This is a genomic window from Allobosea spartocytisi (assembly GCF_014764685.1).
Lineage (GTDB): Bacteria > Pseudomonadota > Alphaproteobacteria > Rhizobiales > Beijerinckiaceae > Allobosea > Allobosea spartocytisi.
In genome coordinates this window covers 1-25,138 of sequence record NZ_JACXWY010000003.1, presented here as the reverse complement: position 1 = coordinate 25,138, position 25,138 = coordinate 1, and the positions used below count along the sequence as shown (strand labels likewise).

Below are 25,138 nucleotides of genomic sequence, written 5' to 3'. Positions count from 1 at the left end.
CCGATCGAGGACCGCTGAAGCAGCGGCCACACCCCAACAAAAAAAACCCGCGGCTCGCGCCGCGGGCTGATCGTCTCGATCTTGGAAGGGCTCAGGCCGCGATCGCGGCCGGATCCTTCTTCTCCCATTCCTCGCCCCAGATCATCACGGCATGGCCGGGCGAGACCTCGCGATACTGGCGCACCGGCGGCTCGTAGTCGGGGGCGCGGACCGGGCTCTTGATCTCGTCGTTCGAGACCGGGCGCTTGATCAGGCGCCGGGCGGGATCGGCGACCGGCACGGCGGCCAGCAGGCGCTTGGTGTAGGGGTGCTGCGGGTTCTCGAAGATCGAGACGCGCGGGCCGATCTCGACGATCTCGCCGAGATACATCACCGCCACGCGATGGCTGACGCGCTCCACCACCGCCATGTCGTGCGAGATGAAGAGATAGCCCAGCCCCATGCGCGCCTGCAGGTCGAGCATCAGGTTGACCACCTGCGCCTTCACCGAGACGTCGAGCGCCGAGACCGCCTCGTCGGCCACGATCAGGCGCGGCTCGACCGCGAGCGCGCGGGCGATGCAGATGCGCTGGCGCTGGCCGCCCGAGAACTCGTGCGGGAAGCGGTTGGCCATGTCGGGCGAGAGGCCGACGCGCTTGAGCAGGTCCGCCACCTTGTCGCGCGCCTCCGAGCGGCTGGCGAGGTTGTTGATCAGCAGCGGCTCAGCGATCGCGGTCCCGACATTCATGCGCGGATTGAGCGAGGCGAAGGGGTCCTGGAAGATCATCTGCATGCGTTTGCGCTGCTCGCGCAGGTCATGCTGGTTGAGCTTCAGCACGTCGACGCCGTCGAGCAGCACCGAGCCGGTGAGCGGCTCGATCAGGCGCATCACCGAGCGGCCGGTGGTCGACTTGCCGCAGCCGGATTCGCCGACCAGCGCCAGCGTCTCGCCGGCCTTCAGGCTGAAGGAGACGTTCTCGACCGCATGCACCCGGCCCTTGACCGAGGAGAGCAGGCCGCCGCGGATCTCGAAGCGGGTGGTGAGGCCGGCGACTTCGAGGACGGGACGCTCGGCCGCCTGGACGGTGTCGGGCGTCTCGGTCGGCACGTCGGATTCGCCGGTGGCGCGGTCGACGACGGGGAAGCGCATCGGCCGGGCCTTGCCGATCATCGAGCCGAGCTTCGGCACGGCCGAAAGCAGCGACTTGGTGTAGGGCTTCTGCGGCCGGGCGAAGATGTCCTCGGTCGGGCCGGTCTCGATCTCGTCGCCATTGTACATGACGACGGTGCGGTCGGCGATCTCGGCGACGACGCCCATGTCGTGGGTGATGAAGAGGACGGACATGCCCTCCTCGTCCTGCAGCGTCTTGATCAGCTCCAGGATCTGCGCCTGGATGGTCACGTCGAGCGCGGTCGTCGGCTCGTCGGCGATCAGGAGCTTGGGCTTGCAGGCCAGCGCCATCGCGATCATCACGCGTTGGCGCATGCCGCCCGAGAAGCGGTGCGGATATTCGTGGAAGCGCGACTTCGCGGCGGGGATGCGGACCTTCTCCAGCAGGCGGATCGTCTCGGCCTCGGCCTCGGAGCGCGACAGGCCGCGATGCAGGATCAGCGCCTCGGCGATCTGGAAGCCGATGGTCAGCACCGGGTTCAGCGAGGTCATCGGCTCCTGGAAGATCATCGCGATCTCGTTGCCGCGGATATGGCGCATATCCGCGTCGGGCAGCGTCAGAAGCTCCTTGCCGTTGAGCTTGATCGAGCCTTCGATCTTGCTCGAGCCGGGCGGGGTCAGCCGCATGATCGAGAGCGCGGTGACGCTCTTGCCGGAGCCGGACTCGCCGACCACCGCCAGGGTCTCCTTCGGCTTGATGTCGAAGGAGATGTTGCGGACCACCGACTTCCACTGTCCCTCCACGCGGAAGGAGGTGGTCAGGTTGGAAACGGAGAGGATCGGGGAGGTCATGTCAGGTCCTTCTCTGGATCAGATCACGCGGCGCGGGTCGAGAGCGTCACGCAGGCCGTCGCCGATGAAGTTGATCGACAACACGGTGAGGAAGATCGCGGCACCGGGGAACAACGCCCAGTGCGGCGCGGAATCGAGATGGTCCTTGGCGTCGAACAGCAGGCGCCCCCAGGTCGGGATGTCCGGCGGGAAGCCCAGCCCGAGGAAGGAGAGCGTCGATTCGGCGATGATCGCCGCGGAGACCTCGATCGTCGCCGCGACGATGACGGGCCCGAGCGCGTTGGGCAGGATATGGGCGAACATCTGCCTGAGCTTGGTCGCGCCCTGGGCGCGGGCCGCCTCGACGAATTCCTTCTCGCGCAGCGACAGGAACTGCGCCCGCACCAGCCGGGCGACGGGCATCCAGCGCAGGCCGCCGATGACGACGACGATCAGCACGAAGACGCCGCCCTCGACACCGAAGAGCGCCTTGAGCTGCTCGCGGAAGAGATAGATCACGAGCAGCAGCAGGGGCAGCTGCGGCAGCGACAGGAACAGGTCCGTCACCCACATCAGGACGGGATCGGCGACCTTGCGCGACATGCCGGCGAGCGCGCCGATGATCACACCGACGAAGGTCGCCACCACCATGGCCGCGAGACCCACGGAGAGCGAGATGCGCCCGCCATACATCATGCGCGCCAGGATATCCTGGCCGAGATCGTCGGTCCCGAGCGGGTGAGCGAAGGACGGTCCCTGCAATTGCGCCGTGAAGTCGATGTCGTTGATCGCGACCGGCCACAGCCAGGGGCCGACGACCACGCCGAGGATCAGGAAGCCGAGGATGAAGCTGCTGACCACGGCGAGGCGATGGCGCTTGAAGCGCCGCCAGGTCTCGCGCCCCGGCGAAACCGCCGCCGTGGTGGCGCGCGCCGCCACGGCCGGTTCAGCTGAAGGAGATGCGAGGGTCGAGCCAGCCATAAAGAACATCCGCAATGAGGTTGAACAGGACCACCAGGCAGGCGAACACGAAGGTCACGGCCATGATGACTGGGGTGTCGTTGGCGAGGATTGCGTCGATCAGCAGCGAGCCGATGCCCGGCACGCGAAAGATCTGCTCGGTCACGAGCGCGCCGCCGAACACGGCGGGCATCTGCAGCGCGACCAGCGTCACCACCGGGATCAGCGCGTTGCGCGTGATGTGGCGCAGCGTGACCTTGCGCTCGCTGAGGCCCTTGGCGCGGGCCGTCGTGACATAGTCGAGCCGGATCACGTCGAGCACCGAGGAACGCACATAGCGCGTATAGGACGCTGCCTGGAACAGGCCGAGCACGGTGATCGGCATGATCGCCTGGCGGAACATCTCCCAATACCAGCGCCAGCCGGTCGCGGCGATGTCGGAGCGGTAGACGAAGGGAAACCAGTCGAGCGTCACCGAGAACAGCAGGATGAAGAGCAGGCCGGTGAAGAAGGTCGGCAGCGAGAAGCCGATGAAGGCCAGCGTGTTGGCGATCTGGTCGAAGACGGAATAGGGCCGCGTCGCGGCGTAGATGCCGACGGGCAGCGCGACGCACAGCGCCAGGATCTGCGAGGAGCCGACGACGAACAGCGTGGTCGGCAGGCGCTGCAGGATGAGCTGGTCGACATTGATGCGGCTGGCGAAGGAGAAGCCCCAGTCGCCCTGGGCCATGGCGGAGAGCCAGCGCAGATAGCGCACGAAAATCGGGTCGTTGAGGCCGAAGCTGGCGCGGATGGCCTCGCGCACCTCAGGCGGCACGTTCGGATTCGTCGCCATCTCCGAGAAAGGATCGCCCGGCGCGAGCGCCAGGACCGTGAACAGGATCAGGCTGATGCCGAGCAGGCTTGGAATGGCGATAAGAAGCCGCCGTATCAGATATGTCGCCATGAAGTTTGTTTCTCTTTGCGTGCGCGGCCGGGCCGCGGACTGAACGCCGGTAGCAATCGGCAAGCCCTCCTGCACTTTTGGCACAGGAGGGGCAAGCCGATGCAGTCGCCCTTCACACAGCGAAAGACTGCGTGAAGGGCGTTTTCAAGCTCAGCTGCGATACCAGGCCGCAATGTTCCAGGTATCGACGTCCCAGCCGGAATGGTCGTGCATGACGTTGTTCGCAGCCGCGGCGACGCGGGTGCGCGAGAGCAGCGGCAGGATGATGTTGGCCTCGCAGAAGATCTCGTTGACCTTGATCAGCAGGGCTGCGCGCTTGGCCGGGTCGAGCTCCTTCTGGGCGGCCTTGTAGGCCTCGTCGGCAGCCGGATCCGAGTAGCGCGAGACGTTGCGGCCCAGCCACTTGTTCTCCTTGTTGGCGATCTCCCAGGAGACGAACTGGTTGAGGAAGCGCTCGGGATCGGGCTGCGGCTGCGTGGTCGTGTACATCTCCATGTCGACATAGAGCTTGGTGTAGGTGTCGGGGTTGGCGACGTCCGAGGAGAAGAACACCGAGGCCGTGACCGACTTCAGCTCCAGATCGATGCCGGCGCGCTGGCAAGCCTGCTTGATGATGGCCTGGGTCTTCTGGCGCGGGGCGTTGATCGAGGTCTGGAAGACGTATTTGAGCTTCTTGCCGTCCTTTTCGCGAATGCCGTCGGAGCCCTTCTTCCAGCCGGCCTCGTCGAGGATCTTGTTGGCCTTGTCGATGTTGAACTCGTATTTGAGCTTGGTCGACTTGAACTGCTTGGGCTCATTGACGAAGCTCGCCGTCGCGATGCCGCCGCGGCCATAGATGAACTTCTGGACCGAGTCGCGGTCGATCAGCAGGTTGATCGCCTCGCGCACCTTCGGATCGCTCAGCGTCGGGTGTTTGGTCTTGACGCTGGAGCGCTCGCCGTCGACCTCGGTCCACGGATCGGTCGGGTTCAGGATGATGAACTCGATATCGCCCGAGGGAACCGTGCTGACCTTGCCGCGTCCGCCGGTCTCCATGCGCTTGAGGACCTCGTCCTCGACCTGCAGGTTCCAGGCATAGTCGTATTCGCCGGTCTGCAGCACGGCGCGCGCCGCCGAGACCGCGTCACCGCCGCCCTTGACCTCGAGTGTGTCGAAGGCGGGCTGGTTCTTGATGTGGTAGTCGGGGTTGCGCTCGCCGGTCAGCACGTCGCCCGGCTTGAAGTCGACGAACTTGTAGGGGCCGGTGCCGATGGGCTTCAGGTTGTCCGGCGCCTCGCGCGACTTGGCGCCGACATAATCGCCGAAGCGGTGCTTCGGCAGGATCTGGCCGACGGTGCCGACGAAGGGGTCGGCCCAGAACGGCGTCGGCTGCTGGAAGATCACCTTGACCGTGAGATCGTCGACCTTCTCGACCTTGATGTTGGTGTAGGAGCCCGTGGTGTAGGCGGCGGTCGCCGGCTCCTTGGCGTATTCCCAGGTGAAGACGACGTCGTCGGCCGTGAACGGCTTGCCGTCATGCCATTTCACGCCGGGCTTCAGCTTCCAGGTGACGCTCAGGCCGTCGGCCGAGAGGCCGCCATTCGCCTTCGTCGGCACTTCGGCGGCGAGGCAGGGGATGAGGTTGCCTTCCTTGTCCCAGCCGGCGAGCGGCTCATAGAAGATGCGCGAGGCGATCTGGTCCTTGGTGCCCGAGGCGAAATGCGGGTTCAGCAGGGTCGGCGCCTGCCAGAGCAGGATCTTGAGCGGTCCGCCGCCGCCGGCCTTGGTCGGCTTGTATTCGAGCGTGGCATTCGCCATCGCCACGTCGTTCCAGACGAGAATTTGGCTCGCGATCGGAGCGGCGATGCCGACTGCCGCCATTTTCTGGATGAAGGAGCGTCGCGACAGCGTGCCTTCCTTCACATCCGCGATCAGGCCGCGGATTTCCTGGTCTTTCATCGGATTGCCTCCACCTTAAAAAAAACAAAAAGCATCCCCGGCGCTCTGGCGCCATTGTTATGGTTGCGGCCTCAGCAAGGCATGTGCCAACGAAAGCGTCAACTGTGCAGCGCGGTGCAAATTCCGGATTTGCCCGCGCTAGCCGGCTGACATTCCCGGGCTACGGGAGTTTTTTCACCGAACCGCGCCGGTTGTGCAATTTTGTGCGAATCAGTCGGTGAAGACGACAGTTTTTTGCCCGTTGAGGAGCACGCGATCTTCCAAATGGTTGAGAACCGCCCGGGCCAGGACGCGGCGCTCGATGTCGCGCCCCTTGCGGACGAGGTCTTCCGGCGTGTCGCGGTGCGAGATGCGCTCGACGTCCTGCTCGATGATCGGGCCTTCGTCGAGATCGGGCGTGACGTAATGCGCGGTGGCGCCGATCAGCTTGACCCCGCGCTCATGGGCCTGGTGATAGGGCTTGGCGCCCTTGAAGCCGGGCAGGAACGAGTGATGGATATTGATGCAGCGGCCGGCGAGCTTGGCTGAAAATCCATCGGACAGGATCTGCATGTAGCGGGCGAGGACGACGAGGTCGGTCTTCGTCTCCTGGATCAGGCGCCAGATCTCCGCTTCCTGCTCCATCTTGCTCTGGCGCGTCACCGGCATGTGGTGGAACGGCAGCGTGCCGAGATCGGTCGAGGCGATGTGCTCGCGCGCATGGTTCGAGACGATGCCGGTGATCTCCATCGGCAGTTCGCCGATGCGCCAGCGATAGAGCAGATCGGCCAGGCAGTGGTCGAATTTCGAGACCAGCAGCATCACGCGCTTCTTCCGCCCGACCTCGCGCAGGCTGGCTTGCATCGCGAAGCGTTCGGCGAGCCCGTCGACGGCGGCCGCGATGGCTTCGTGCGGCTGGCTGCCTTCCAGCCGGTTGAAGACGACGCGCATGAAGAAGCGCCCGGTCTCGGTGTCGTCGAACTGTTGGGCGTCGAGGATATTGCAGCCGGCCTCGAACAGCAGCGTCGAGACCGCCGCGACGATGCCGGGCCGGTTGGGGCAGGACAGGGTGAGGATGGAGATGTGTTCGAGCATGGCTGATGCCGCCGGTTCGGCGGCCCTTCGGCAGGAATGACGGGGGATGGCGATGGGACGGGCGGCGCGCGACGCGCTGCCGTCAACCTCGGCCGTTGGCCGGGCGGGTGCCGGCTCTGGCCGGGCTCGTCGGGGCTGGTGCCGTCATGGGCGTGGGGAACCGTTCCAGCGCGACCGTGCCATGGCCGCACCTCTGCAACACCGCGTCGGGCCGATCTTGTCAAGCGCCGGCCTCCGGGTCGTCTTGACTTGGCCTCTCCGAAAATGGAATGTTTATTCCAACAAAAGTGGAACTAAAAAATTTCTGCCGTTTTCAGGGAGCCGGCGCAGGTGCCGCAAGCCGCAAGTTTCAGCCGCAGCCTCGAGGGCCGGGTCGCGATCGTCACCGGCGCCAGCCAGGGGCTGGGCGAGGCGATCGCCCATGAATTCGCCGGCCGCGGCCTCCGCGCCATCCTGTTGACCGGGCGCAATGCCGCGCGCGGCGAGGCGGTCGCCGCGAGCCTGCGCGCGGCGGGCTGCGAGGCGCTCTTCCACCGTGTCGATCTCGCCGATCTCGACGCCGTCAGGCAGATCGTCCCGGCGGCGGAAAAGGCCTTCGGGCGGCTCGACATTCTCGTCAACGCCGCCGGCGATACCGATCGCGGCACGATCTTCGACACCGAGCCCGCGCTCTATGAGCGCATCATGGCGGTCAATCTGCGGGCGCCCTTCTTCCTGATCCAGGATGCGGCCGAGTTGATGCGCCGGCAGGGCATTGCGGGCGCGATCGTCAACATCCAGTCGATGTCGGCCCATGGCGGCCAGCCCTTCCTCTCCGCCTACAGCGTCTCCAAGGGCGCGCTTGGCGTGCTGACGAAGAACGTCGCCTACGGCCTCATCAAGCACCGCATCCGCTGCAACGGCCTCAATATCGGCTGGATGGCGACGCCGGGCGAAGACGCGATCATGAAGCTGCGCCACGATGCCAAGGATGGCTGGCTGGAGGAAGCTTCGGCCTCCCAGCCTTTCGGCCGGCTGATCGATCCGCGCGAGGTCGCCAAGGCGGTGGCCTATCTCGCTTCCGACGAATCCGGGCTGATGACCGGAGCCAATATCGATTTCGACCAGAATATTCTCGGCGCGCATGACTAGCGCTCCGGGGCGGATCGCTGCAGGACGGCTGCGGAAACGATGACGGGACTTGAAGACACCATGAAGATCGGATTGCTGGGCGCCGGCCGCATCGGGCGCATTCACGGGCTGAACGTCGCCGCGCGCGGCGATGCCGAGCTTGTCGCCGTCACCGACGCGATGCCGGAGGCCGCCGCCTCGCTCGCTGCCGCCACCGGCGCGAAGGTTGCGAGCACCGAGGCGATTCTCGCCGATCCGGCGATCGACGCCGTGCTGATCTGCACCCCGACCGACACCCATGCCGACCTGATCGAGCAGGCGGTCGCAGCCGGCAAGGCCGTGTTCTGCGAGAAGCCGGTCGATCTCGACGCCGCCCGCATCCGCCGCTGCCTCGCCACGGTCGAAAAATCCGGCAAGCCGCTGATGATCGGCTTCAACCGCCGCTTCGATCCGAATTTCGCCGCGCTGGAGAAGCGCCTGCGTTCGGGCGAGGCCGGCGCGATCGAGATCGTCACGGTGATCTCGCGCGATCCGGCCCCGCCGCCGGTCGAGTATGTCAGGCGCTCGGGCGGGCTCTTCCGCGACATGATGATCCACGACTTCGACATGGCGCGCTTCCTCCTCGCCGAGGAGCCGGTCGAGGTCTTCGCGCTCGGCTCGGCCTTGGTCGACAAGGCGATCGGCGAGGCCGGCGATGTCGACACCGCCGCCGTTGTCATGAAGACGGCCTCGGGCAAGATCGCCCAGATCTCGAACTCGCGCCGCGCCACCTACGGCTATGACCAGCGCATCGAGGTCCACGGCTCGCAGGGCATGCTGCGCGCCGGCAACATCCACGAGACCACCGTCGAGATCGCGACCGGGCAGGGTTTCCGCGCCGATCCGGTGCAGAACTTCTTCCTGGAGCGCTATGCCGCGGCCTATCGCGCCGAGCTCGACGCCTTCATCGCCGCCTGCCACGGCAAGGCCGCGCCGTCTCCGACCGGCCTCGATGGCTTGAAGGCGCAGATCCTCGCCGATGCCGCGACCGAGTCGGCGCAGACCGGCAAGCCCGTCCGCGTCGATCTGGGAGCGAACTGATGACCCCGGCGGAACGCGATCTGCGCTATTACGCGGCGCTCGGCCTCGCGGCCGAGGCGAGCCATCTGGCGCTGGGCTATTTCAGCAAGCGTGAATCGCTCGGCACCACCATGAAGGGTGCGCAGGACTGGCTGACCATCGCGGACGGCAAGGTCGAGGATTTCCTGCGCCAGCGCCTCTCCGCGCTCTTCCCGAACGATTCCGTCATCGGCGAGGAGGGCGGCGGCCAGGCCTCCGACGCGGTCTGGATTCTCGATCCGATCGACGGCACCGCGAATTTCGCCCATGGCGACCGCAACTGGTGCATCTCGATCGGCTTTCTGGCGGATCGGGTGCCGGAGATCGGCGTCGTCGCCGCACCGGCGCTGGGCGAGGTCTATGCCGCCCGGCGCGGCGCCGGCGCGACCCTCAACGGCGATGCGATCAAGGTCTCGGGCGGGGCGGACATTGCCCGCGCCTCGGTCGAGCTGGGATGGTCGACCCGTATCCCGGCGCAGCGCTATGTCGAGACCATCGGCCGCAGCTATGCGGCAGGTGCGGCGGTCCGGCGCGGCGGCTCGGGCACGCTCGGCCTCTGCCATGTCGCGAACGGCAGCAGCGACGCCTATGCCGAATTGCACATCAACGCCTGGGACGTCGCGGCCGGCATCGTCATCGCCTCGGAGGCCGGCGCCCATATCAATGACTTCTTCGCCGGCGAAGGCATCGCCAAGGGCAATCCGATCCTGTGCTGCACGCCGGCTCTGGCGCCGGCTCTGAAGGAGATCACCGGGGTCGTTTAGCCGGCACGCTATATCGTTGACCTTTTCGGCCAAGTCGTTTCACTTTCACGACAATCACAAAAACCGGACGTAAGAGGCCGGTCCACACAATCAGGGAGGTTATCATGCAGTCAAAATCCTGGCTCAAGGCGGGGCTTTTCGCCGCCATCGCCACCGCGGCCTTTGCCGCGACACCGGCCCGCGCTCAGGGGTCGCTCGTCATGTATTGCGGCGTCCAGGAGGAATGGTGCCGCGCCATGTCGACCGCCTTCGAGAAGGAGACCGGCATCAAGGTCGCGATGACCCGCAAATCGGCGGGCGAGATCTATGCGCAGCTCAAGGCCGAGTCCTCGAATCCGCGCGGCGACATCTGGTGGGGCGGCACCGGCGACCCGCATCTGCAGGCAGCCGAGGAAGGGCTGACGACCGAATACGAATCGCCCGCGAATAAGGACCTCAACGACTGGGCGCTGAATCAGTGGAAGGCCGCCAACAAGCGCACCATCGGCATCTATGCCGGCGCGCTCGGCTTCGGCTACAACACCGAGCAGATCAAGGCGAAGGGCATCCCCGAGCCGAAATGCTGGGCCGATCTGCTCAACGCCAAGCTCAAGGACGACGTCCAGGTCGCCGATCCCAACTCCTCGGGCACGGCCTATAACCTGCTCGCCACCGTCGTTCAGCTCATGGGCGAGGAGAAGGGCTTCGACTACCTCAAGGCCCTGCACAAGAACGTCAGCCAGTACACCAAGTCGGGCGCCGCGCCGGCCAAGGCCGCGAGCCTCGGCGAGACGGCGGTCGGCATCGTCTTCATCCATGACGCGGTGGTCTTCGCCGTGCAGGGCGACCCGATCAAGCCGGTCGCGCCTTGCGAGGGCACGGGCTACGAGATCGGCTCGATGTCGATCGTCAAGGGCGCGCGCAACCTCGACAACGCCAAGAAGTTCTACGACTGGGCCCTGACCCCGGCCGCCCAGGCGCTCGGAGCCCCGGCCAAGTCCTATCAGGTGCCCTCGAACAAGAACGCGCCGGTGCCAGCCCAGGCCCCGAAGATGAGCGAGATGAAGCTCATCAACTACGACTTCGTGAAATACGGCTCCTCGGCCGAGCGCAACCGCCTGCTCGCGAAGTGGGACAAGGAAGTGAAGGCGCTGCCGAAGTAAGGCGGCGCTTCCAAAGCAATCTGGGGAACTCGACCTCGGAAATACCCCGTCATCCCGGGCTTGACCCGGGATCCATGCCAGAGCGCTTGCGATAAAAGTTCAGGCATGGATCCCGGATCTCCGCTTCGCTGCGTCCGGGATGACCACGGTGGTATCGGTCGAACCGTATCATCGACATGAAAGCCGGAACGAACCGGCTCGAAGCATCAGGTGAGGGACAGGGCAAGGATGGCACCGGCGACGCGACTCGTGCTGCTGATCGGCTGGATCGGCTATGCGCTGATGCCCTGGTATCTCGTCGAGGGCATGGGCCTGACCGATCTCGGCTGGCTTGCGGGATATCCGTTCGGCAAGGCCGGCAGCGCGCTGGCGCTCGCGCTCTCGGGACAGGCGCCCTGGCTCCTGCCGGTGGGCATCGCCCTTGCGGTCGCGACCGCCTTCATGGGCAGCGCCGACCGTGGACGGGCGGCGAAGGTGCTGATCGGGGCGGGCCTGCTCGGCATGCTCCTGTTCTTCGCCCAGGCCTTCGCCATCGTGCTCAAGGACCAGGGCATTCCCTGGCTCGCCGCTCTGTTGGGCGGAGCGGGCGCGGCCCAGCGCGGCATGGGCGGCGGCGGCTTCCTGACGCTGCTCGCATTGCTGCTGCTGCTCTGCCACGGGCTCGCCTATCGCGGGATTTGCCGCGGCGACCTCTTCACGACCTCCTCGATCGGCATCGTCATCCTGCTGATCGGCCTGTTCATCTTCTTCCCGGTCTGGATCATCCTGAAGAGCGCACTGATCGAAGCGGACGGCACTTTCGCGCCCGCCGCCTTCCTCGCGCGCTTCCTCGATGCCTCGATCTGGGGGCTCGGCTGCGTCACCAGCAACACCAATTGCGGCGTCGCCTGGAACACGCTGGTCCTCGCCGTGCTCTGCGGCGTCATCACCACCTTGCTGGGCTTGGCCTGCGCGCTTTTGATCCTGCGCACCGGCATGCCCGGCAAGCGCATCATGCGGGCGCTGACGGTGCTGCCGATCATCACCCCGCCCTTCGTCATCGGCCTCGCGCTGATCCTGCTCTTCGGCCGCGCCGGCGCGGCCTCGACCCTGCTCTATGAATGGTTCGGGGTTCCCCGCTCGCGCTGGCTCTACGGCCTGCCCGGCGTGCTGCTGGCGCAGGTGCTGGCCTTCGCGCCGATCGCCTTCCTCGTGCTGATCGGCGTGGTGCAGGGCATCAGCCCGAGCCTGGAGGAAGCCTCGCAGACGCTCGGCGCCAAGCGCTGGCAGACCTTCCGCACGGTGACCTGGCCGCTGCTCAGGCCGGGCATCGCCAATGCCTTCCTGCTCGGCTTCGTCGAGAGCATGGCCGATTTCGGCAATCCGCTGGTGCTCGGCGGCAATTTCGAGGTGCTCTCGACCAAGATCTTCTTCGCGGTGGTCGGCGCCTCCTACAATCAGGGGCAGGCGGCGGTGCTCGCCATCATCCTGCTCGCCTTCACGCTTGGTGCCTTCTGGGTGCAGCAGCGTTGGCTCGGCGACAAATCCTACACCACCGTCACCGGCAAGGGCGATGCCGGCCTGCCGACCCCGCTGCCGCGCCGCGTCTCCTGGCTCGCCACGGCGGCGATCGTGCCCTGGGTCGCGCTCACCGTCGTCATCTATGTGGTCATCCTGATCGGCGGCTTCGTTCGCAATATGGGCCGCGACTTCACCCCGACGCTGGAGCATTACCGCACCGGCTTCGCCATCGACTTCAGCAACGGCATCTTCTTCGAGGGCTCGGCCTGGTCCTCCTTCTTCACCACGGTGAAGGTCGCGGCGATCTCGGCGCCGCTGACGGCGCTGATCGGGCTGCTCACCGCCTATCTGCTGACGCGGCAGCGCTTCCGCGGGCGCGGCGCACTCGAATTCGCGACGATGCTCTCCTTCGCCATTCCCGGCACGGTGCTCGGCGTCGCCTATATCCTCGCCTTTAACGTGCCACCGATCGAGATCACCGGCACCGGCCTGATCCTCATCATCGCCTTCGTCTTCCGCAACATGCCGGTCGGCGTGCGCTCCGGCATCGCCGGCCTGTCGCAGATCGACAAGAGCCTGGACGAGGCCTCGACCACCTTGCGCGCCCGCAGCTTCACGACGCTCTGGCGCGTCGTGCTGCCGCTGCTGAAGCCGGCGCTGGTTTCCGCCTTGGTCTACAGCTTCGTGCGCTCGATGACGGCGGTCAGCGCCGTGATCTTCCTCGTCTCGGCCGAGTACAACCTCTCTACCGCCTATATCGTCGGGCGCGTCGAGGCCGGCGAGTTCGGCCTCGCCATCGCCTATTCCTCGGCGCTCATCGTTTTCATGGCCTTCGGCATCGCGCTGATCCAGTTCCTCGTCGGCGAGCGCAAGCTCGGCCGGCGCAAGATCGTCGCGCTATCCAGCTCGGTCTCCAACCCCATCACCCAGGGAGCAGCAAGTTGACGAAGGCCGGCCCCGCTTCCGTTGAATTCCGCAATGTCTCGATGCGCTACGGCGCGGTGACGGCGGTCGACAACGTCAATTTCACCATCGAAGCCGGCAAGCTCGTCACGCTGCTCGGCCCCTCCGGCTGCGGCAAGACCACGACCTTGCGCATGATCGCGGGCCTCGAGATCGCCAGCGAGGGCCAGATCCTGATCGGCGGCAAGGACGTCACCAAGCTCTCGGCCGCCGACCGCGACGTCTCGATGGTCTTCCAGTCCTATGCGCTGTTCCCGCATATGAGCGTGCTCGAGAACGCCGCCTATGGCCCCACCGTGAAGGGGCTCGGCAAGGAGCAGGCGAAGCAGATGGCGCTGGAGAAGCTGGCGCTGGTCGGCCTGAAGGGCTTCGAGAGCCGCTACCCCTCCGAGCTCTCCGGCGGCCAGCAGCAGCGCGTCGCGGTCGCCCGCGCGCTCGTGCTGGAGCCGCAGGTGCTGCTCTTCGACGAACCGCTCTCCAATCTCGACGCCAAGCTGCGCCGCCGCGTCCGCGAGGAGATCCGCGAATTGCAGCAGGACCTCAACCTGACCGTCGCCTATGTCACCCACGATCAGGAGGAGGCGCTGGCGGTCTCCGACCGCATCATCGTGATGTCGAATTCGCGGATCGCGCAGGAAGGCGCGCCGCGCGAGCTCTATGAGCAGCCGGCCAATGCCTTCGTCGCGGATTTCATCGGCGACGCCAATCTGGTCGAGGTGACCGTGAAATCCGTGGCGGATGGCCGCGCCGAGGTCGCGATCGGCTCCGCCGCGATTTCGCTGCCCGCCCGCGATCTCGGCCCCGGCCCGGCCAAGGTCGCGATCCGCCCCGAGGCGCTGCTGCTGTCCGGCACCGCAGGCCCGGCCTCGCTGCCGGGCAAGATCAGCAAATGCGCCTATCTCGGCAATCACCTCGACGTCATGGTCGAAACCGAGATCGGCGAGCTGTTCGTCGTCCAGTATGGCGCCCGCACGATGCTGGAACCGGGAGCGCCCGTCGCGGTTTCCTTTGCCGAGTCGGGGGTGACGCTGATCCCGCCAGCCTGATTCCGCCGCCGAAAGCCCGGATTTCGCCTGCCCGGATCACAATTCCGATGATCTCATTATGGGCACTTTTTTGCGAGATATCAGTTGGCCGGCTAATCAAAAATTGATAGATTCGGCAGATATTTCAATCCCAAACCGGAGAAAGACCGCACCGAAATGAACGCGAGCGAGAGCGCAACCACCATCCTGATCCATCTGGCCGGCGGCGTCGCGCTGCTGATCTGGGCGGTCAGATTGGTCCGAACGGGCGCGATGCGCGCCTTCGGCTCGCAGCTCAGGCATGCGTTGCAGAGTTTCACGCGCAATCGCTTCGCCGCCTTCGGCAGCGGCATCGCCGTGACCATGGTGCTGCAGAGCTCGACCGCGACGACGCTGCTGGTCTCCTCCTTCGCCGGGCAGGCGCTGATCGTGCCGGCGATGGCGCTCGCCGTCCTTCTCGGCGCCAATCTCGGCACGGCGCTCGCCGCTTTCGTGATCTCGATGGATCTGGGCTGGCTCTGGGGGCTCTGCGTCGCCATCGGCGTCGCGATGTATCTCTCCAGCGAGGCGATGGAACGGCCGCGCAATATCGGCCGCGTCCTCGTCGGGATCGGCCTCATCCTGCTGGCGCTGATCGAGCTCAACGCCGCCGCCGCGCCGCTCGCCCGGTCGCCGACCTTCCGCGTCGTCCTCGGGGCCATCGGTTCCGAGCCGCTGCTCGGCATGCTCGTCGCCATCGCCGCGACCTGGCTGGTCCATTCCAGCATCGCGGTCATCCTGATGATCGCGACCTTCGCCGCCTCGGGCCTGTTCCCGCCGGCAACCGCACTGACGCTGGTCATCGGCGCCAATCTCGGCAATGCGCTGATCCCGGTGCTGGACCAGCTCGGCGCGCCGGCCGCCCAGCGTCGCGCCGCCGTCGGCAACCTGCTGACCCGGCTCCTGCTGGCGCTCGCCGTGCTGCCCTTCGTCGGCCCGCTCTCGGGCTGGCTGCTCGGCCTGTCTCCGTCGGGCTCGCGCCTCGCCATCGAGTTCCATGTCGTGCTGAACTTCGTCGGCGCGCTGATCTTCCTGCCCTTCGTCAAGCCCATCTCGGGGCTGGTCGAGCGCTTCATGCCCGGCAAGGAGGAGAAGGGCGAGGCGGTGACGCCGCGCTATCTCGACCCCAATGCGCTGGACAGCCCGACCGAGGCGCTCGGCGGCGCGATGCGCGAGGCGCTGCGCCTCGGCGACCGGGTCGAGTCCATGCTGCGCGACACCATGACGCTGCTGGAGAAGGACGAGCTCAAGCTCTCCCGCGCCATCGCCCGGGCCGATGACGGCGTCGACACCATCCATGAGTCGATCAAGCTCTATCTGGTCAAGGTCTCGCGCAACGAGCTGACCGACGAGGAAAGCCGCCGCCTGTTCGAGATCGTCACGCTGATCACCAATCTCGAGCATATCGGCGACGTCATCGACAAGAACCTGCGCGAGCTCGCCGAGAAGAAGATCCGCAAGCGCTACTCCTTCTCGCCCGAGGGGCTGGCCGAGATCCGCGAGTTCCATCACCGCGTCGCCTCGGCGCTGGCGCTGGCGCTCAACGTCTTCGCGACGCGCGACCTCGTGCTCGCCCGCCAGCTCTTCGCCGACAAGGCGGCGATGCGCGAGGCCGAGCGGCGCGCCACCGACAGCCATTTCCAGCGCCTGCGCTCGGGCCGGCCGGAATCGATCGAGACCAGCGCGATCCATCTCGACATCATCCGCGACCTCAAGCGCATCCACGGCCACATCGTCTCGATCGCCTACCCGATCTTGGAGAGCGCCAACGAGTTGCGCGAGAGCCGCCTGCGCGAGACCAAGGAAGCGGCGCGCAATCGCGAGACGCCGGCCACGCTCATCCCCGCCCCGCATTCGGGCGGGTGAGCATCGGGCGTTTCGATCGGGAGGTGGCCCGTCCCGCCGTCATGCTCGGGCTTGACCCGAGCATCTCCGGGCGGAAGGGCTCCCCTTCTTGCATGAGATTCTCGGGTCGAAGCGCCGCTTCGCCCGAGAATGACGTTCATGCCTGCCTAACGCGGCGCCGCCAAGATGATCGCAGCGCCCGCGAGGCAGATGATGCCGCCCGTCACGTCCCACCGGTCCGGCCTCAAACCCTCAATCGCCCAGAGCCAGCCGAGCGAGGCGACGATATAGATCCCGCCATAGGCGGCGTAGGCGCGCCCGGCCGCGGCGCTTTCCACCAGCGTCAGCAGCCAGGCGAAGAGCCCGAGCGAGACGAGCCCCGGCAGCAGCCACCAGACGGGCTTGCCGAGCCGCATCCAGCCCCAGAAGGCGAAGCAGCCGGCGATCTCGAAGAGCGCGGCGCCGATATAGGCGGCAAGCGTAGGCATGGCACGGTCCGGGTGGGTCGCGAATGAGGTTCCCTCGCGGGAGCCCCCAGTCTAAGCCGTCATTGCGAGTGAAGCGCAATGCGAGCAAGCCCGGGACATGTCAGCACAGAATATCGCCATCATCGGCGCCGGCCCGGCCGGATTGATCGCTGCCGAGCGGCTGGCGCAGGCCGGGCATCGCGTCACGATCTACGAGCGCATGGCCTCGCCGGCGCGCAAATTCCTGCTCGCGGGCCGGGGCGGATTGAACCTGACCCACTCCGAGCCGCTCGATGCCGTCCTCGGCCGCTATCGCGAGGCGAAGGGCTGGCTGGAGCCGGCCATCCGCGCCTTTCCGCCGCAAGCCTTGCGCGACTGGGCCGATGGGCTCGGCGCGGAGACCTTCGTCGGATCGAGTGGGCGCATCTTTCCCCGTGCGATGAAGGCCTCGCCGCTGCTGCGCGCCTGGCTGCGGCGCCTCGAAGGGCTGGGCGTCAGGCTGGCGTCCGGCCGGCTCTGGACCGGCTGGGACGCTGCCGGTGCCCTGACCTTCCGGCTCGCTTCCAGCGAAACCGAAACCGTCCATCCCGCGGCCGCCTTGCTCGCGCTGGGCGGCGCGAGCTGGCCGCGTCTCGGCTCCGATGGAGGCTGGGTGCCGCTGCTCGCCGCGCGGGAGATCGCGATATCGCCGCTCCGGCCCGCCAATGCTGGTTTCACCGTCGCCTGGTCGCAGACGATGCGCGCGCGTTTCGCCGGCACGCCGCTGAAGCGCATCGAGGCGCGCTTCGGCGATGAGGAGGTGGCGGGCGAGGCCATGATCGACGCTGATGGCATCGAGGGCGGCCTGGTCTATGCTCTCTCGGCGCCGCTGCGCGAGGCCGTTCTGCGCGATGGCGCGGCGACGCTCCGGCTCGATCTGAGGCCGGATTTGTCCACCGAGGCGCTCGCCGCGCGCCTGACGAAGCGCCGCAAGGGCGAGACGCTGAGCAATCATCTGCGCAAGGCGGCCGGGCTTTCGCCCGTCGCCGTGGCGCTGCTGCGCGAGGTTGCGGGCGCCGCGATGCCGGCCGAGCCCGGAGCCCTGGCGCTGCTCATCAAGGATGCTCCGCTGCGCCTCGCCGCGCCGATGCCGATCGCCCGCGCCATCTCGACCGCCGGCGGCATCGCCCATGGCGAGCTCGATGCCGGCTTCATGCTGAAGCGCTTGCCGGGCGTCTTCGTCGCCGGCGAAATGCTGGACTGGGAGGCGCCGACCGGCGGCTACCTGCTGCAGGCGAGCCTCGCGACGGGCGTCGCCGCTGCCGCCGGCCTGGAGGCGTGGCTCGCGAGGGCCTGAATCCGCGGTGAAGCCCGTCACCCCGTGGCGGTCAGCCGGCGCGCGAAGCGGATGCCGCTGTCGACGGTCGAGATTTCCCCGACACGGGCGAGCGAGACGAGGATCTCGCGCACGGCGCGTTCGACCCGGCGCCCCTGCCGGAACTGCCCGGCGATGGCTGCCGCATCGAGCGGGATCGCGGTGCCCGCCAGCATGGCGAGCACCGCCGCGACGCGCTCGACGGCATCGGCCGGAAAGCTCGGTTTCGTCGCGGCGGGACGCGCGGCGACCAGCACCTCCGCCTCGAGCTGTTCCCCGCCCCTGTCCGTGTCGCCATGGCGCGGGCGCTGATAGTCGGGCCGCAGCCAGTGGACATGGCCGCGCTTCTCCTCCTGCGCGCGCTGCTGGTTGAGCGCCGCGAGCCGCGCCAGCACCTCCTCCTCGGCGAGATCGACAGGCCAGCCATAGGCGGCGGCCACGGCAGCATCGACGGCCAGGTGATGCTCGTCGAGGATCAGCGCCAGGCCGCGATCGCGGACACTGGTCTCGGCCGCGTTCAGCGCACAACCCGTGCGGATCGCCTCGCGGACATTGTAGAGCTTGGTCAGGGTGAGGTCGGGATGCTCGGCCAGAACCTGCTTGCGCAGCGCGTCCAGCGCCTCGGCCGGCAGCCGGATCGCCTCCTTCTGGGCTTCGCTGACCTCCGGGAAGGGAAACGGGTCGAAGCAGCGCGATTTCGAGTAGCGGGGGTCGTTGCCGATGCCGAGCCGGCCGCCGGCGCGCAAGGCCCAGGCGACGTGGAAACGCGAAGACAGCACGCCGAGATGGAAGGCATCCGACAGTGCGACCGCGACCAGCATGTTGTCGGGCAGGATCGACCCGTCGAGGAACTGGAAGACACGGTGCTTCGCGGTCTCGACCGTGGCGATGTAGCGCTGGAGCTGGGCGAGGGCGGGGCGCAAGAGCTGCCGGGGCTTCCCGAACAGCCACCAGTGATCGAGGTATTCGGAGGCGTCCTTCGTGGGGGAGCGCCGGAACTGTGCATCGCGCTCCTGGCGCACGGTCAGTTTCAGATGCTGATAAACCTCCGGAAAACGCTCCCGAGCTGTTTCCAAGGGGAGCCCGAAAAGGTCGATCACCATCGCATTGCGCGGCCTTGCGGTCAGGTCGCGGCCGTTGCGGTAAGCGCGGATATGCTCTGTCAGACCGCTGCGGCGGCCCAGCCCGAGCGCCCCGGCCTCCTCCGGCGTCACGATGAACCCGGCGCCGTGCAGCTTCACGCCCGGTGAGCACAACCCGTGATTGGCGCGCAAGGCGTTTGTCTTGGTGAGATCGGCGCCGATCGTCAGATCCGCATTGATCCGCCCCTGTCGCTCGGCTAGCTCGATTTGCGGTTGGTCCGTATCGAGCCCCGCTTCCGAGACCAGCTCGAGCAATCGGCCGTCATGCTGCCCGGCCTCGACCACGGTCATCGCAATGCGAACGGCGGCGGTATCCTTTCCCGCCTTGGTCCAGGGATGATCGGCAATCGCCATGACGAGCGAGATCGGGCGCTCGGCGATAAGATGCCGTTCGAGGACGCGCCTCTGGAAGACCTGTGCGATGGAATTGGTGGTGACGAAGCCGAATCGGCGCAGCCGGGCTCCCGGCCGGGTCGCCGCGGTCGCGGCGCGATCCACCCAATACATCACGAAATCGGCGCTCTCGTTGATATGGGGATAGATTTGGCGCAGGCCCGCGACATATCCGTCGCCCAGCCGGCGACGCAGATCCTTGCCGCCGATGAAAGGGGGATTGCCGACGATGAAATCGACCTCCGGCCAGGGCGCGAGATGCACATCGGGCGGAGCCACCGCCCGGCCCAGTAGGGTCGCCGGAACCGGCCATTTCGCCCATGAGATCAAGGCGTCGCAGGTCCGGATCTGCTCGAGCTTCTTCAGGATCGGTTCTTGCGGCGCATAGGCTCGGGTGCGCAGATGCCATTGCAGATAGCCGATCCACAGCATCAGATCGGCGATGGCGGCAGCGCGGGAATTCGCGTCGAGACCGAAGAACTGCCATGGACCGACGCCCCGCGCGCCGAATCCGCCGAGATGTTCTGCCGCACCGAGTTCGGCGGCCGCTTCCAGCACCTCGCCTTCCAGCCGCTTCATCAGGTCCTGCGCGACATGCAGGAAATTGCCGGTTCCGCAGGCCGGGTCGAGGATGCGTATCGCGCAAAGCCGGCTGTGAAACGCTTTCATATGATTGAGGGCGAGGCTCTTCTGCCCGGCATCGCGCGCTTGCTGTGCCGCTCCGACGACCGCGCGCCACTCCTCGCGCAGTGGCACGATCACGGTCTCGATGACCAGCAGCTCCACATAGCTGCGCGGCGTGTAGTGTGCGCCCAGGCGCGCGCGCTCGGCCGGGTTGAGCGCCTGTTCCAGCAGGCCGCCGAAGATCGACGGCTCCACCAGGCTCCAGTCATGCTCCGCGGCGGCCAGCAATTCGGCGATGCCGTCGCGGCCGAGGCCGAACACCTGCGGATCGGCGAACATGCGCCCGTTGAAGCATTTGATCTCGGCACGGACCGCAGCCGAAAAGCCGCCACGGTCCATCGTTCGCCAGAGCTCTTCGAGGAGCGGCTTGAAGCTTTTCGGTGAGTCCAGGCATTCGCGCAACAACCGCTTGAAGCTGTCGGCGGGAATGAGCCGAACATCCTCCGCGAACATGGTGAAGATGCAGCGCATCAGGAAGAGCGCGACGAATTCCGGATCATGCCGCTGTTCCAGGGCCTTGGAGACGACCGCGAGCCGCTCAGCGATCTGCCGGGTCGCGATGGCCGCCCGGCGCGCCGGGTCGAGCGAGAGCGGGTCTTCCCAGACCCGTCTCATCAGATCCCGGATCTGCGGGTCCCTCAAATCTTCCAGATAGATGCGGAAGCGGTGCCGGTCGGGAAACTGGGCGTAGTTTTTCCCGAGGCTGGAGAAGTCCGCATAGAGCTCGAAGCAATGGCCGACATCGCAGACGATCAGGAAGGGCGGCCAGCCATGGCTCGCCGGCACGGCCTTGGCGTAGCGCTCGCCCTGATTGCGGGCGTTGAGCATGAACAGGTCGCGCCCGAGTTCCGGGCCGCGGCGGCCGCGCGTGTTGGCGGAAGCCACTTCGGCGCCTTCGTCGTCACCGACCAGCAGCAGCGCTTTCGGTCTGCCCTTCAATCGGCTCTGCTTCGCCTCCAGGACGAAGGCGCTCTTCTTGTAGAGGTCGATCCGCCCGGTCGTGTGCCCACCCTGTCCGTCAGGAAAGCGCACGGGGTACTCGAAGCGATAGGCCACCGCGTCGGCGTCGCTGGTTGGCGGCTGCGGCGCCTCGACGCCGATCAGAGGGCACAATTCGCTCAGGAACTGCGCATAGGCCGCGCGCTCGGCCCCTTCCGACATGCGCCAGCGGGCGATGAAGGCTTCGACCTCATCCTCCGCCGGCTCGGGTCTGCTCCCCGGCATCGTAACGGCCCCTGATTGCGGATGCCGCATCCATACAACTATAAGTTGCAGTTTTCTGTCCTGTCAACTCCTGTCACCAATCATGCCAGCCGGGCGCTGCGCCCCCTCGCATCCGCGGCGGTTCCGCCCCATATTGCGGCCATGCCGAAAAGCTCCGACACCACCGCGACCAGGCCGAAGGCGGCGAAGAAGCCCTCTTCGGCCCGCACGCCGAATTCCAAGGCGACCAAGCCCGAGCTCAAACCGCTCGAAGGCTATCTCGCCGATCTGCTGAACCCCGCGATCAACCGCGGCACGGCGGTGCCGGGCGGCGCCTCCGGCTTCAGCGACAGGCCGCAGGCCGGCTACGAGGCGAAGCCGAGCTATGCCACGGAGCGGCCGGGCGGCGAGGAGAGGCCCAAACGCAAGCTCTCCAAGAAGGCGGATGGCGCCTTCATCGGCGCCGAGGGCGCGGCGGCCGCCACGGCGAGCTCGTTGCAGCATCTCTTGGAGACCGGCAGCCCCTTCATCCAGCCCGGAAAACCCTGGACGCCGCACCGGCCCGAGCGCCCCGAGAAATCGGAAGGCGGCATCCGCTTCCAGATGAAGTCGGAGTTCTCCCCCTCGGGCGACCAGCCGACCGCGATCGCCGATCTCGTCGACGGCATCCGCCGGCAGGAGCGCGACCAGGTGCTGCTCGGCGTCACCGGCTCGGGCAAGACCTTCACCATGGCCAAGGTGATCGAGGAAACGCAGCGCCCGGCACTGATCCTCGCGCCGAACAAGACGCTGGCCGCGCAGCTTTACGGGGAGTTCAAGAGCTTCTTCCCCGACAACGCGGTCGAGTACTTCGTCTCCTATTACGACTACTACCAGCCGGAGGCCTATGTCCCGCGCTCGGACACCTATATCGAGAAGGAATCCTCGATCAACGAGCAGATCGACCGCATGCGCCACTCGGCGACGCGCTCCCTGCTCGAACGCGACGACGTGATCATCGTCGCCTCAGTCTCCTGCATCTACGGTATCGGCTCGGTCGAGACCTATACGGCGATGACCTTCTCGGTGAAGCTCGGCGAGCGCATCGAGCAGCGCCAGCTCATCGCCGATCTCGTCGCGCTCCAGTACAAGCGCACCCAGCACGACTTCGCCCGCGGCACGTTTCGCGTGCGCGGCGACGTGATCGAGCTCTACCCGGCGCACTATGAGGACCGCGCCTGGCGCATCGGCCTGTTCGGCGACGAGGTCGAGTCGATCTCGGAGTTCGACCCGCTGACCGGCCAGAAGACCGGCGAGCTCGAATTCATCAAGGTCTACGGCAATTCGCACTACACCACGCCGCGCCCGACGCTGACGCAAGCCGTGAAGTCGATCAAGGAGGAGCTCAAGGCCCGCCTCGACGAGCTCAACCGCATGGGCCGCTTCCTGGAGGCGCAAAGGCTCGACCAGCGCTGCACCTTCGACATCGAGATGATCGAGGCCACCGGCTCCTGCAACGGCATCGAGAACTATTCGCGCTATCTCACCGGCCGCAAGCCGGGCGAGCCGCCGCCGACGCTGTTCGAATACCTGCCCGACAACGCGCTGGTCTTCACCGACGAGAGCCACGTCACCGTGCCGCAGATCGGCGGCATGTACCGGGGCGACTTCCGCCGCAAGGCGACGCTGGCCGAATACGGCTTCCGCCTGCCCTCCTGCATGGACAACCGGCCGCTGCGCTTCGAGGAATGGGACGCGATGCGGCCCCAGTCGGTGCATGTCTCGGCCACGCCCGGCGGCTGGGAGATGGAGCAGACCGGCGGCGTCTTCACCGAGCAGGTCATCCGCCCGACAGGTTTGATCGACCCGCCGGTCGAGATCCGCCCCGCCAAGCACCAGGTCGCGGACCTCCTGGACGAGATCAAGGAGGTCACCGAGAAGGGCTATCGCACCCTCGTCACCGTGCTGACCAAGCGCATGGCCGAGGATTTGACCGAATACCTGCACGAGAACGGCGTGCGCGTGCGCTACATGCACTCGGACATCGACACGATCGAGCGCATCGAGATCCTCAGAGACCTCAGGCTTGGCACCTTCGACGTGCTGGTCGGCATCAACCTGCTGCGCGAGGGCCTCGACATTCCCGAATGCGGCTTCGTCGCCATCCTCGACGCCGACAAGGAGGGCTTCCTGCGCTCCGAGACCTCGCTGATCCAGACCATCGGCCGCGCCGCCCGAAACGTCGACGGCAAGGTCATCCTCTATGCCGACCACGTCACCGGCTCGATGGAGCGGGCGCTGGCCGAGACCAACCGCCGCCGCGAGAAGCAGCTCGCCTACAATGCCGAGCACGGCATCACGCCGCAGACGATCAAGCGCGCCATCGGCGACATCCTCGGCTCGGTCTATGAGCGCGACCATGTCACGGTCGACAAGGGGCTGGTGGCGCCGGCCTCGGGCCACAACCTCAAGGCCGCGATCGCCGATCTCGAGAAGCGCATGCGCGAGGCCGCGGCCGATCTCGAATTCGAGACGGCGGCCCGCCTGCGCGACGAGATCAAGCGCCTGCAGGCGACGGAGCTGGCGATCGCGGACGATCCGCTCGCCCGGCAGGGCGATGTCGAGGCCTCCGCCGGCAAGTACAAGGGCGAGCGCAGCTACGGCTCCAGCGCCAACCTGCCGCCGACCCGTGCCCGCAAGCCCACGGACGCGGATATGGGCCCGCATAATCTCGGCGGCGGCGAGGGCAAGCCGAAATCCGGCGAGAAGCCGAACCCGCTGCTGGCGGGTACCTCACGGGTGCGGAAGCCGACGCTGGACGAGATGGGCCCGGTGCCGGAGCAGCGGCCTAAGGGGGCGGAGGAGAGACGGAGGAGGCGTTAGATGCGGATTCCGAACGCTATCTTTCAATTTCTTTACAGATCGATGATATTAATTCTGAAAGGCTAGGAGATTGGTTGCGGTCAATTTGAATATGGGGCGTTATATTCTTTGCCCAGATATTTTTCTGTTTCCCAATTTCTGAGTAATGTTGATTTTTTAGGGCTTTAGATCCGCCGGTGTAAAGGCTGTCTGCTAACTTCTCCCATGTTCCACAAATACTGTCGTAAGAGTATGAGTTTATTGGCGTAGCAATCGCTCGCGGATATGCCTTGAATATGGCGTCCTTGTCCCCGAGAAGCCACGCCTCTCCTTCTTCGATAGCCGGACAAACGTAGTAAGTTGGCTTTGTTTTTATCCGCGAGAGAGATTCTTCAATTTCCTTTAGAAATGTAAATTTGTCCCGATTATCTAAGTCGCAAATAACAACGACGATCCGCCTATATTCTGGAGGGTCATTTGCAAATGTTTTTCCGTATCCGCTAATTAATCGAGGCAGTTGATCTAGCAAGATTCGTTTCTTTGCATCAGATCCTGGGCGGAGGCCGGTTGGGATTCTTCCAATGCCGCGATAGGGGATTATCCTAGGCTTCGTGGACAAAGGGTAGCCAGAGTTTGACTGCGGCAATGGCGACGAATCCGAGGTAAGATTCCTTGCTCTTGTCGTAGCGTGTGGCGACGCGCCGCCAGTTCTTGAGCTTGCTGAACAGA

General features: G+C 66.2%; 17 protein-coding genes and 1 pseudogene. 9 read left to right on the top strand and 9 right to left on the bottom strand.

What is annotated here, in order from left to right; translation table 11 throughout:
* Positions 1-91: 91 nt before the first annotated feature.
* The 5 genes from IED13_RS05495 to purU form a co-directional block, all read right to left on the bottom strand.
* Positions 92-1,942 (bottom strand): ABC transporter ATP-binding protein, encoded by a 1,851-nt coding sequence (locus tag IED13_RS05495; protein WP_112763901.1) that lies wholly within the window; start codon positions 1,940-1,942, stop codon positions 92-94.
* An 18-nt stretch (positions 1,943-1,960) separates the two neighbouring features.
* Positions 1,961-2,902: an ABC transporter permease gene (locus IED13_RS05490; RefSeq protein WP_038364517.1), complete on the bottom strand. Its 942-nt coding sequence runs from the start codon at positions 2,900-2,902 to the stop codon at positions 1,961-1,963.
* A complete protein-coding gene (locus IED13_RS05485; RefSeq protein WP_038364515.1) occupies positions 2,868-3,827 on the bottom strand; it encodes an ABC transporter permease in 960 nt (319 codons plus the stop codon). The genes IED13_RS05490 and IED13_RS05485 overlap by 35 nt, the downstream gene beginning before the upstream one ends.
* A 150-nt stretch (positions 3,828-3,977) precedes the next feature.
* A complete protein-coding gene (locus IED13_RS05480) occupies positions 3,978-5,765 on the bottom strand; it encodes a peptide ABC transporter substrate-binding protein (protein ID WP_038364513.1) in 1,788 nt (595 codons plus the stop codon).
* A 210-nt stretch (positions 5,766-5,975) separates the two neighbouring features.
* The gene (gene purU, locus IED13_RS05475; RefSeq protein ID WP_038364511.1) at positions 5,976-6,839 is read right to left on the bottom strand and encodes a formyltetrahydrofolate deformylase; all 864 of its coding nucleotides are present in this window, start codon (positions 6,837-6,839) and stop codon (positions 5,976-5,978) included.
* A gap of 330 nt (positions 6,840-7,169) precedes the next feature.
* On the opposite strand from purU, the gene IED13_RS05470 reads away from it, so the two are divergent.
* From IED13_RS05470 to IED13_RS05440, 7 genes are all read left to right on the top strand, one after another.
* Positions 7,170-7,970 carry an SDR family oxidoreductase gene (locus IED13_RS05470; protein ID WP_133565918.1) on the top strand — a complete coding sequence of 267 codons (801 nt, stop codon included), beginning with the start codon at positions 7,170-7,172 and terminating at the stop codon, positions 7,968-7,970.
* 39 nt (positions 7,971-8,009) lie between these two features.
* Positions 8,010-9,029: an inositol 2-dehydrogenase gene (gene iolG / locus IED13_RS05465; RefSeq protein WP_248312466.1), complete on the top strand. Its 1,020-nt coding sequence runs from the start codon at positions 8,010-8,012 to the stop codon at positions 9,027-9,029.
* Entirely contained in the window at positions 9,029-9,811 is a 783-nt protein-coding gene (locus IED13_RS05460; protein WP_191123612.1) for an inositol monophosphatase family protein, read from the top strand. Before iolG ends, IED13_RS05460 begins: the two co-directional genes overlap by 1 nt.
* A gap of 104 nt (positions 9,812-9,915) precedes the next feature.
* A complete protein-coding gene (locus IED13_RS05455) occupies positions 9,916-10,953 on the top strand; it encodes an ABC transporter substrate-binding protein (protein ID WP_038364503.1) in 1,038 nt (345 codons plus the stop codon).
* 228 nt (positions 10,954-11,181) lie between these two features.
* Entirely contained in the window at positions 11,182-13,398 is a 2,217-nt protein-coding gene (locus tag IED13_RS05450; protein ID WP_191123611.1) for an ABC transporter permease, read from the top strand.
* Positions 13,395-14,462 carry an ABC transporter ATP-binding protein gene (locus IED13_RS05445; RefSeq protein WP_211200689.1) on the top strand — a complete coding sequence of 356 codons (1,068 nt, stop codon included), beginning with the start codon at positions 13,395-13,397 and terminating at the stop codon, positions 14,460-14,462. Before IED13_RS05450 ends, IED13_RS05445 begins: the two co-directional genes overlap by 4 nt.
* 156 nt (positions 14,463-14,618) lie before the next feature.
* Complete coding sequence (locus IED13_RS05440) at positions 14,619-16,346, top strand: Na/Pi cotransporter family protein (protein WP_112763896.1); 1,728 nt, start codon at positions 14,619-14,621, stop codon at positions 16,344-16,346.
* A gap of 146 nt (positions 16,347-16,492) precedes the next feature.
* On the opposite strand, the gene IED13_RS05435 is transcribed toward IED13_RS05440, so the two are convergent.
* Entirely contained in the window at positions 16,493-16,813 is a 321-nt protein-coding gene (locus IED13_RS05435) for a YnfA family protein (RefSeq protein ID WP_038364498.1), read from the bottom strand.
* Positions 16,814-16,910: 97 nt separating this feature from the next.
* Between IED13_RS05435 and IED13_RS05430 the strand changes: the two genes are divergently transcribed.
* Positions 16,911-18,128: a TIGR03862 family flavoprotein gene (locus IED13_RS05430; protein ID WP_191123610.1), complete on the top strand. Its 1,218-nt coding sequence runs from the start codon at positions 16,911-16,913 to the stop codon at positions 18,126-18,128.
* A gap of 17 nt (positions 18,129-18,145) precedes the next feature.
* On the opposite strand, the gene IED13_RS05425 is transcribed toward IED13_RS05430, so the two are convergent.
* Complete coding sequence (locus tag IED13_RS05425) at positions 18,146-21,589, bottom strand: class I SAM-dependent DNA methyltransferase (RefSeq protein WP_191123609.1); 3,444 nt, start codon at positions 21,587-21,589, stop codon at positions 18,146-18,148.
* Between the two features lie 141 nt (positions 21,590-21,730).
* On the opposite strand from IED13_RS05425, the gene uvrB reads away from it, so the two are divergent.
* Positions 21,731-24,430, top strand: a complete 2,700-nt coding sequence (gene uvrB, locus IED13_RS05420; protein ID WP_191123608.1) for an excinuclease ABC subunit UvrB — start codon at positions 21,731-21,733, stop codon at positions 24,428-24,430.
* Between the two features lie 16 nt (positions 24,431-24,446).
* On the opposite strand, the gene IED13_RS05415 is transcribed toward uvrB, so the two are convergent.
* Positions 24,447-24,938, bottom strand: a complete 492-nt coding sequence (locus IED13_RS05415) for a hypothetical protein (protein ID WP_191123607.1) — start codon at positions 24,936-24,938, stop codon at positions 24,447-24,449.
* A 73-nt stretch (positions 24,939-25,011) separates the two neighbouring features.
* Positions 25,012-25,138: pseudogene (locus IED13_RS05410) on the bottom strand (IS5 family transposase); the annotation flags it as partial.

Bases quoted from the DNA above. Each gene is read 5' to 3' on its own strand.
- IED13_RS05495 (WP_112763901.1), bottom strand. From the start codon at position 1,942: ATGACCTCCCCGATCCTCTCCGTTTCCAACCTGACCACCTCCTTCCGC.
- IED13_RS05490 (WP_038364517.1), bottom strand. From the start codon at position 2,902: ATGGCTGGCTCGACCCTCGCATCTCCTTCAGCTGAACCGGCCGTGGCG.
- IED13_RS05485 (WP_038364515.1), bottom strand. From the start codon at position 3,827: ATGGCGACATATCTGATACGGCGGCTTCTTATCGCCATTCCAAGCCTG.
- IED13_RS05480 (WP_038364513.1), bottom strand. From the start codon at position 5,765: ATGAAAGACCAGGAAATCCGCGGCCTGATCGCGGATGTGAAGGAAGGC.
- purU (WP_038364511.1), bottom strand. From the start codon at position 6,839: ATGCTCGAACACATCTCCATCCTCACCCTGTCCTGCCCCAACCGGCCC.
- iolG (WP_248312466.1), top strand. From the start codon at position 8,010: ATGACGGGACTTGAAGACACCATGAAGATCGGATTGCTGGGCGCCGGC.
- IED13_RS05460 (WP_191123612.1), top strand. From the start codon at position 9,029: ATGACCCCGGCGGAACGCGATCTGCGCTATTACGCGGCGCTCGGCCTC.
- IED13_RS05455 (WP_038364503.1), top strand. From the start codon at position 9,916: ATGCAGTCAAAATCCTGGCTCAAGGCGGGGCTTTTCGCCGCCATCGCC.
- IED13_RS05450 (WP_191123611.1), top strand. From the start codon at position 11,182: ATGGCACCGGCGACGCGACTCGTGCTGCTGATCGGCTGGATCGGCTAT.
- IED13_RS05440 (WP_112763896.1), top strand. From the start codon at position 14,619: ATGAACGCGAGCGAGAGCGCAACCACCATCCTGATCCATCTGGCCGGC.
- IED13_RS05435 (WP_038364498.1), bottom strand. From the start codon at position 16,813: ATGCCTACGCTTGCCGCCTATATCGGCGCCGCGCTCTTCGAGATCGCC.
- IED13_RS05430 (WP_191123610.1), top strand. From the start codon at position 16,911: ATGTCAGCACAGAATATCGCCATCATCGGCGCCGGCCCGGCCGGATTG.
- IED13_RS05425 (WP_191123609.1), bottom strand. From the start codon at position 21,589: ATGCCGGGGAGCAGACCCGAGCCGGCGGAGGATGAGGTCGAAGCCTTC.
- uvrB (WP_191123608.1), top strand. From the start codon at position 21,731: ATGCCGAAAAGCTCCGACACCACCGCGACCAGGCCGAAGGCGGCGAAG.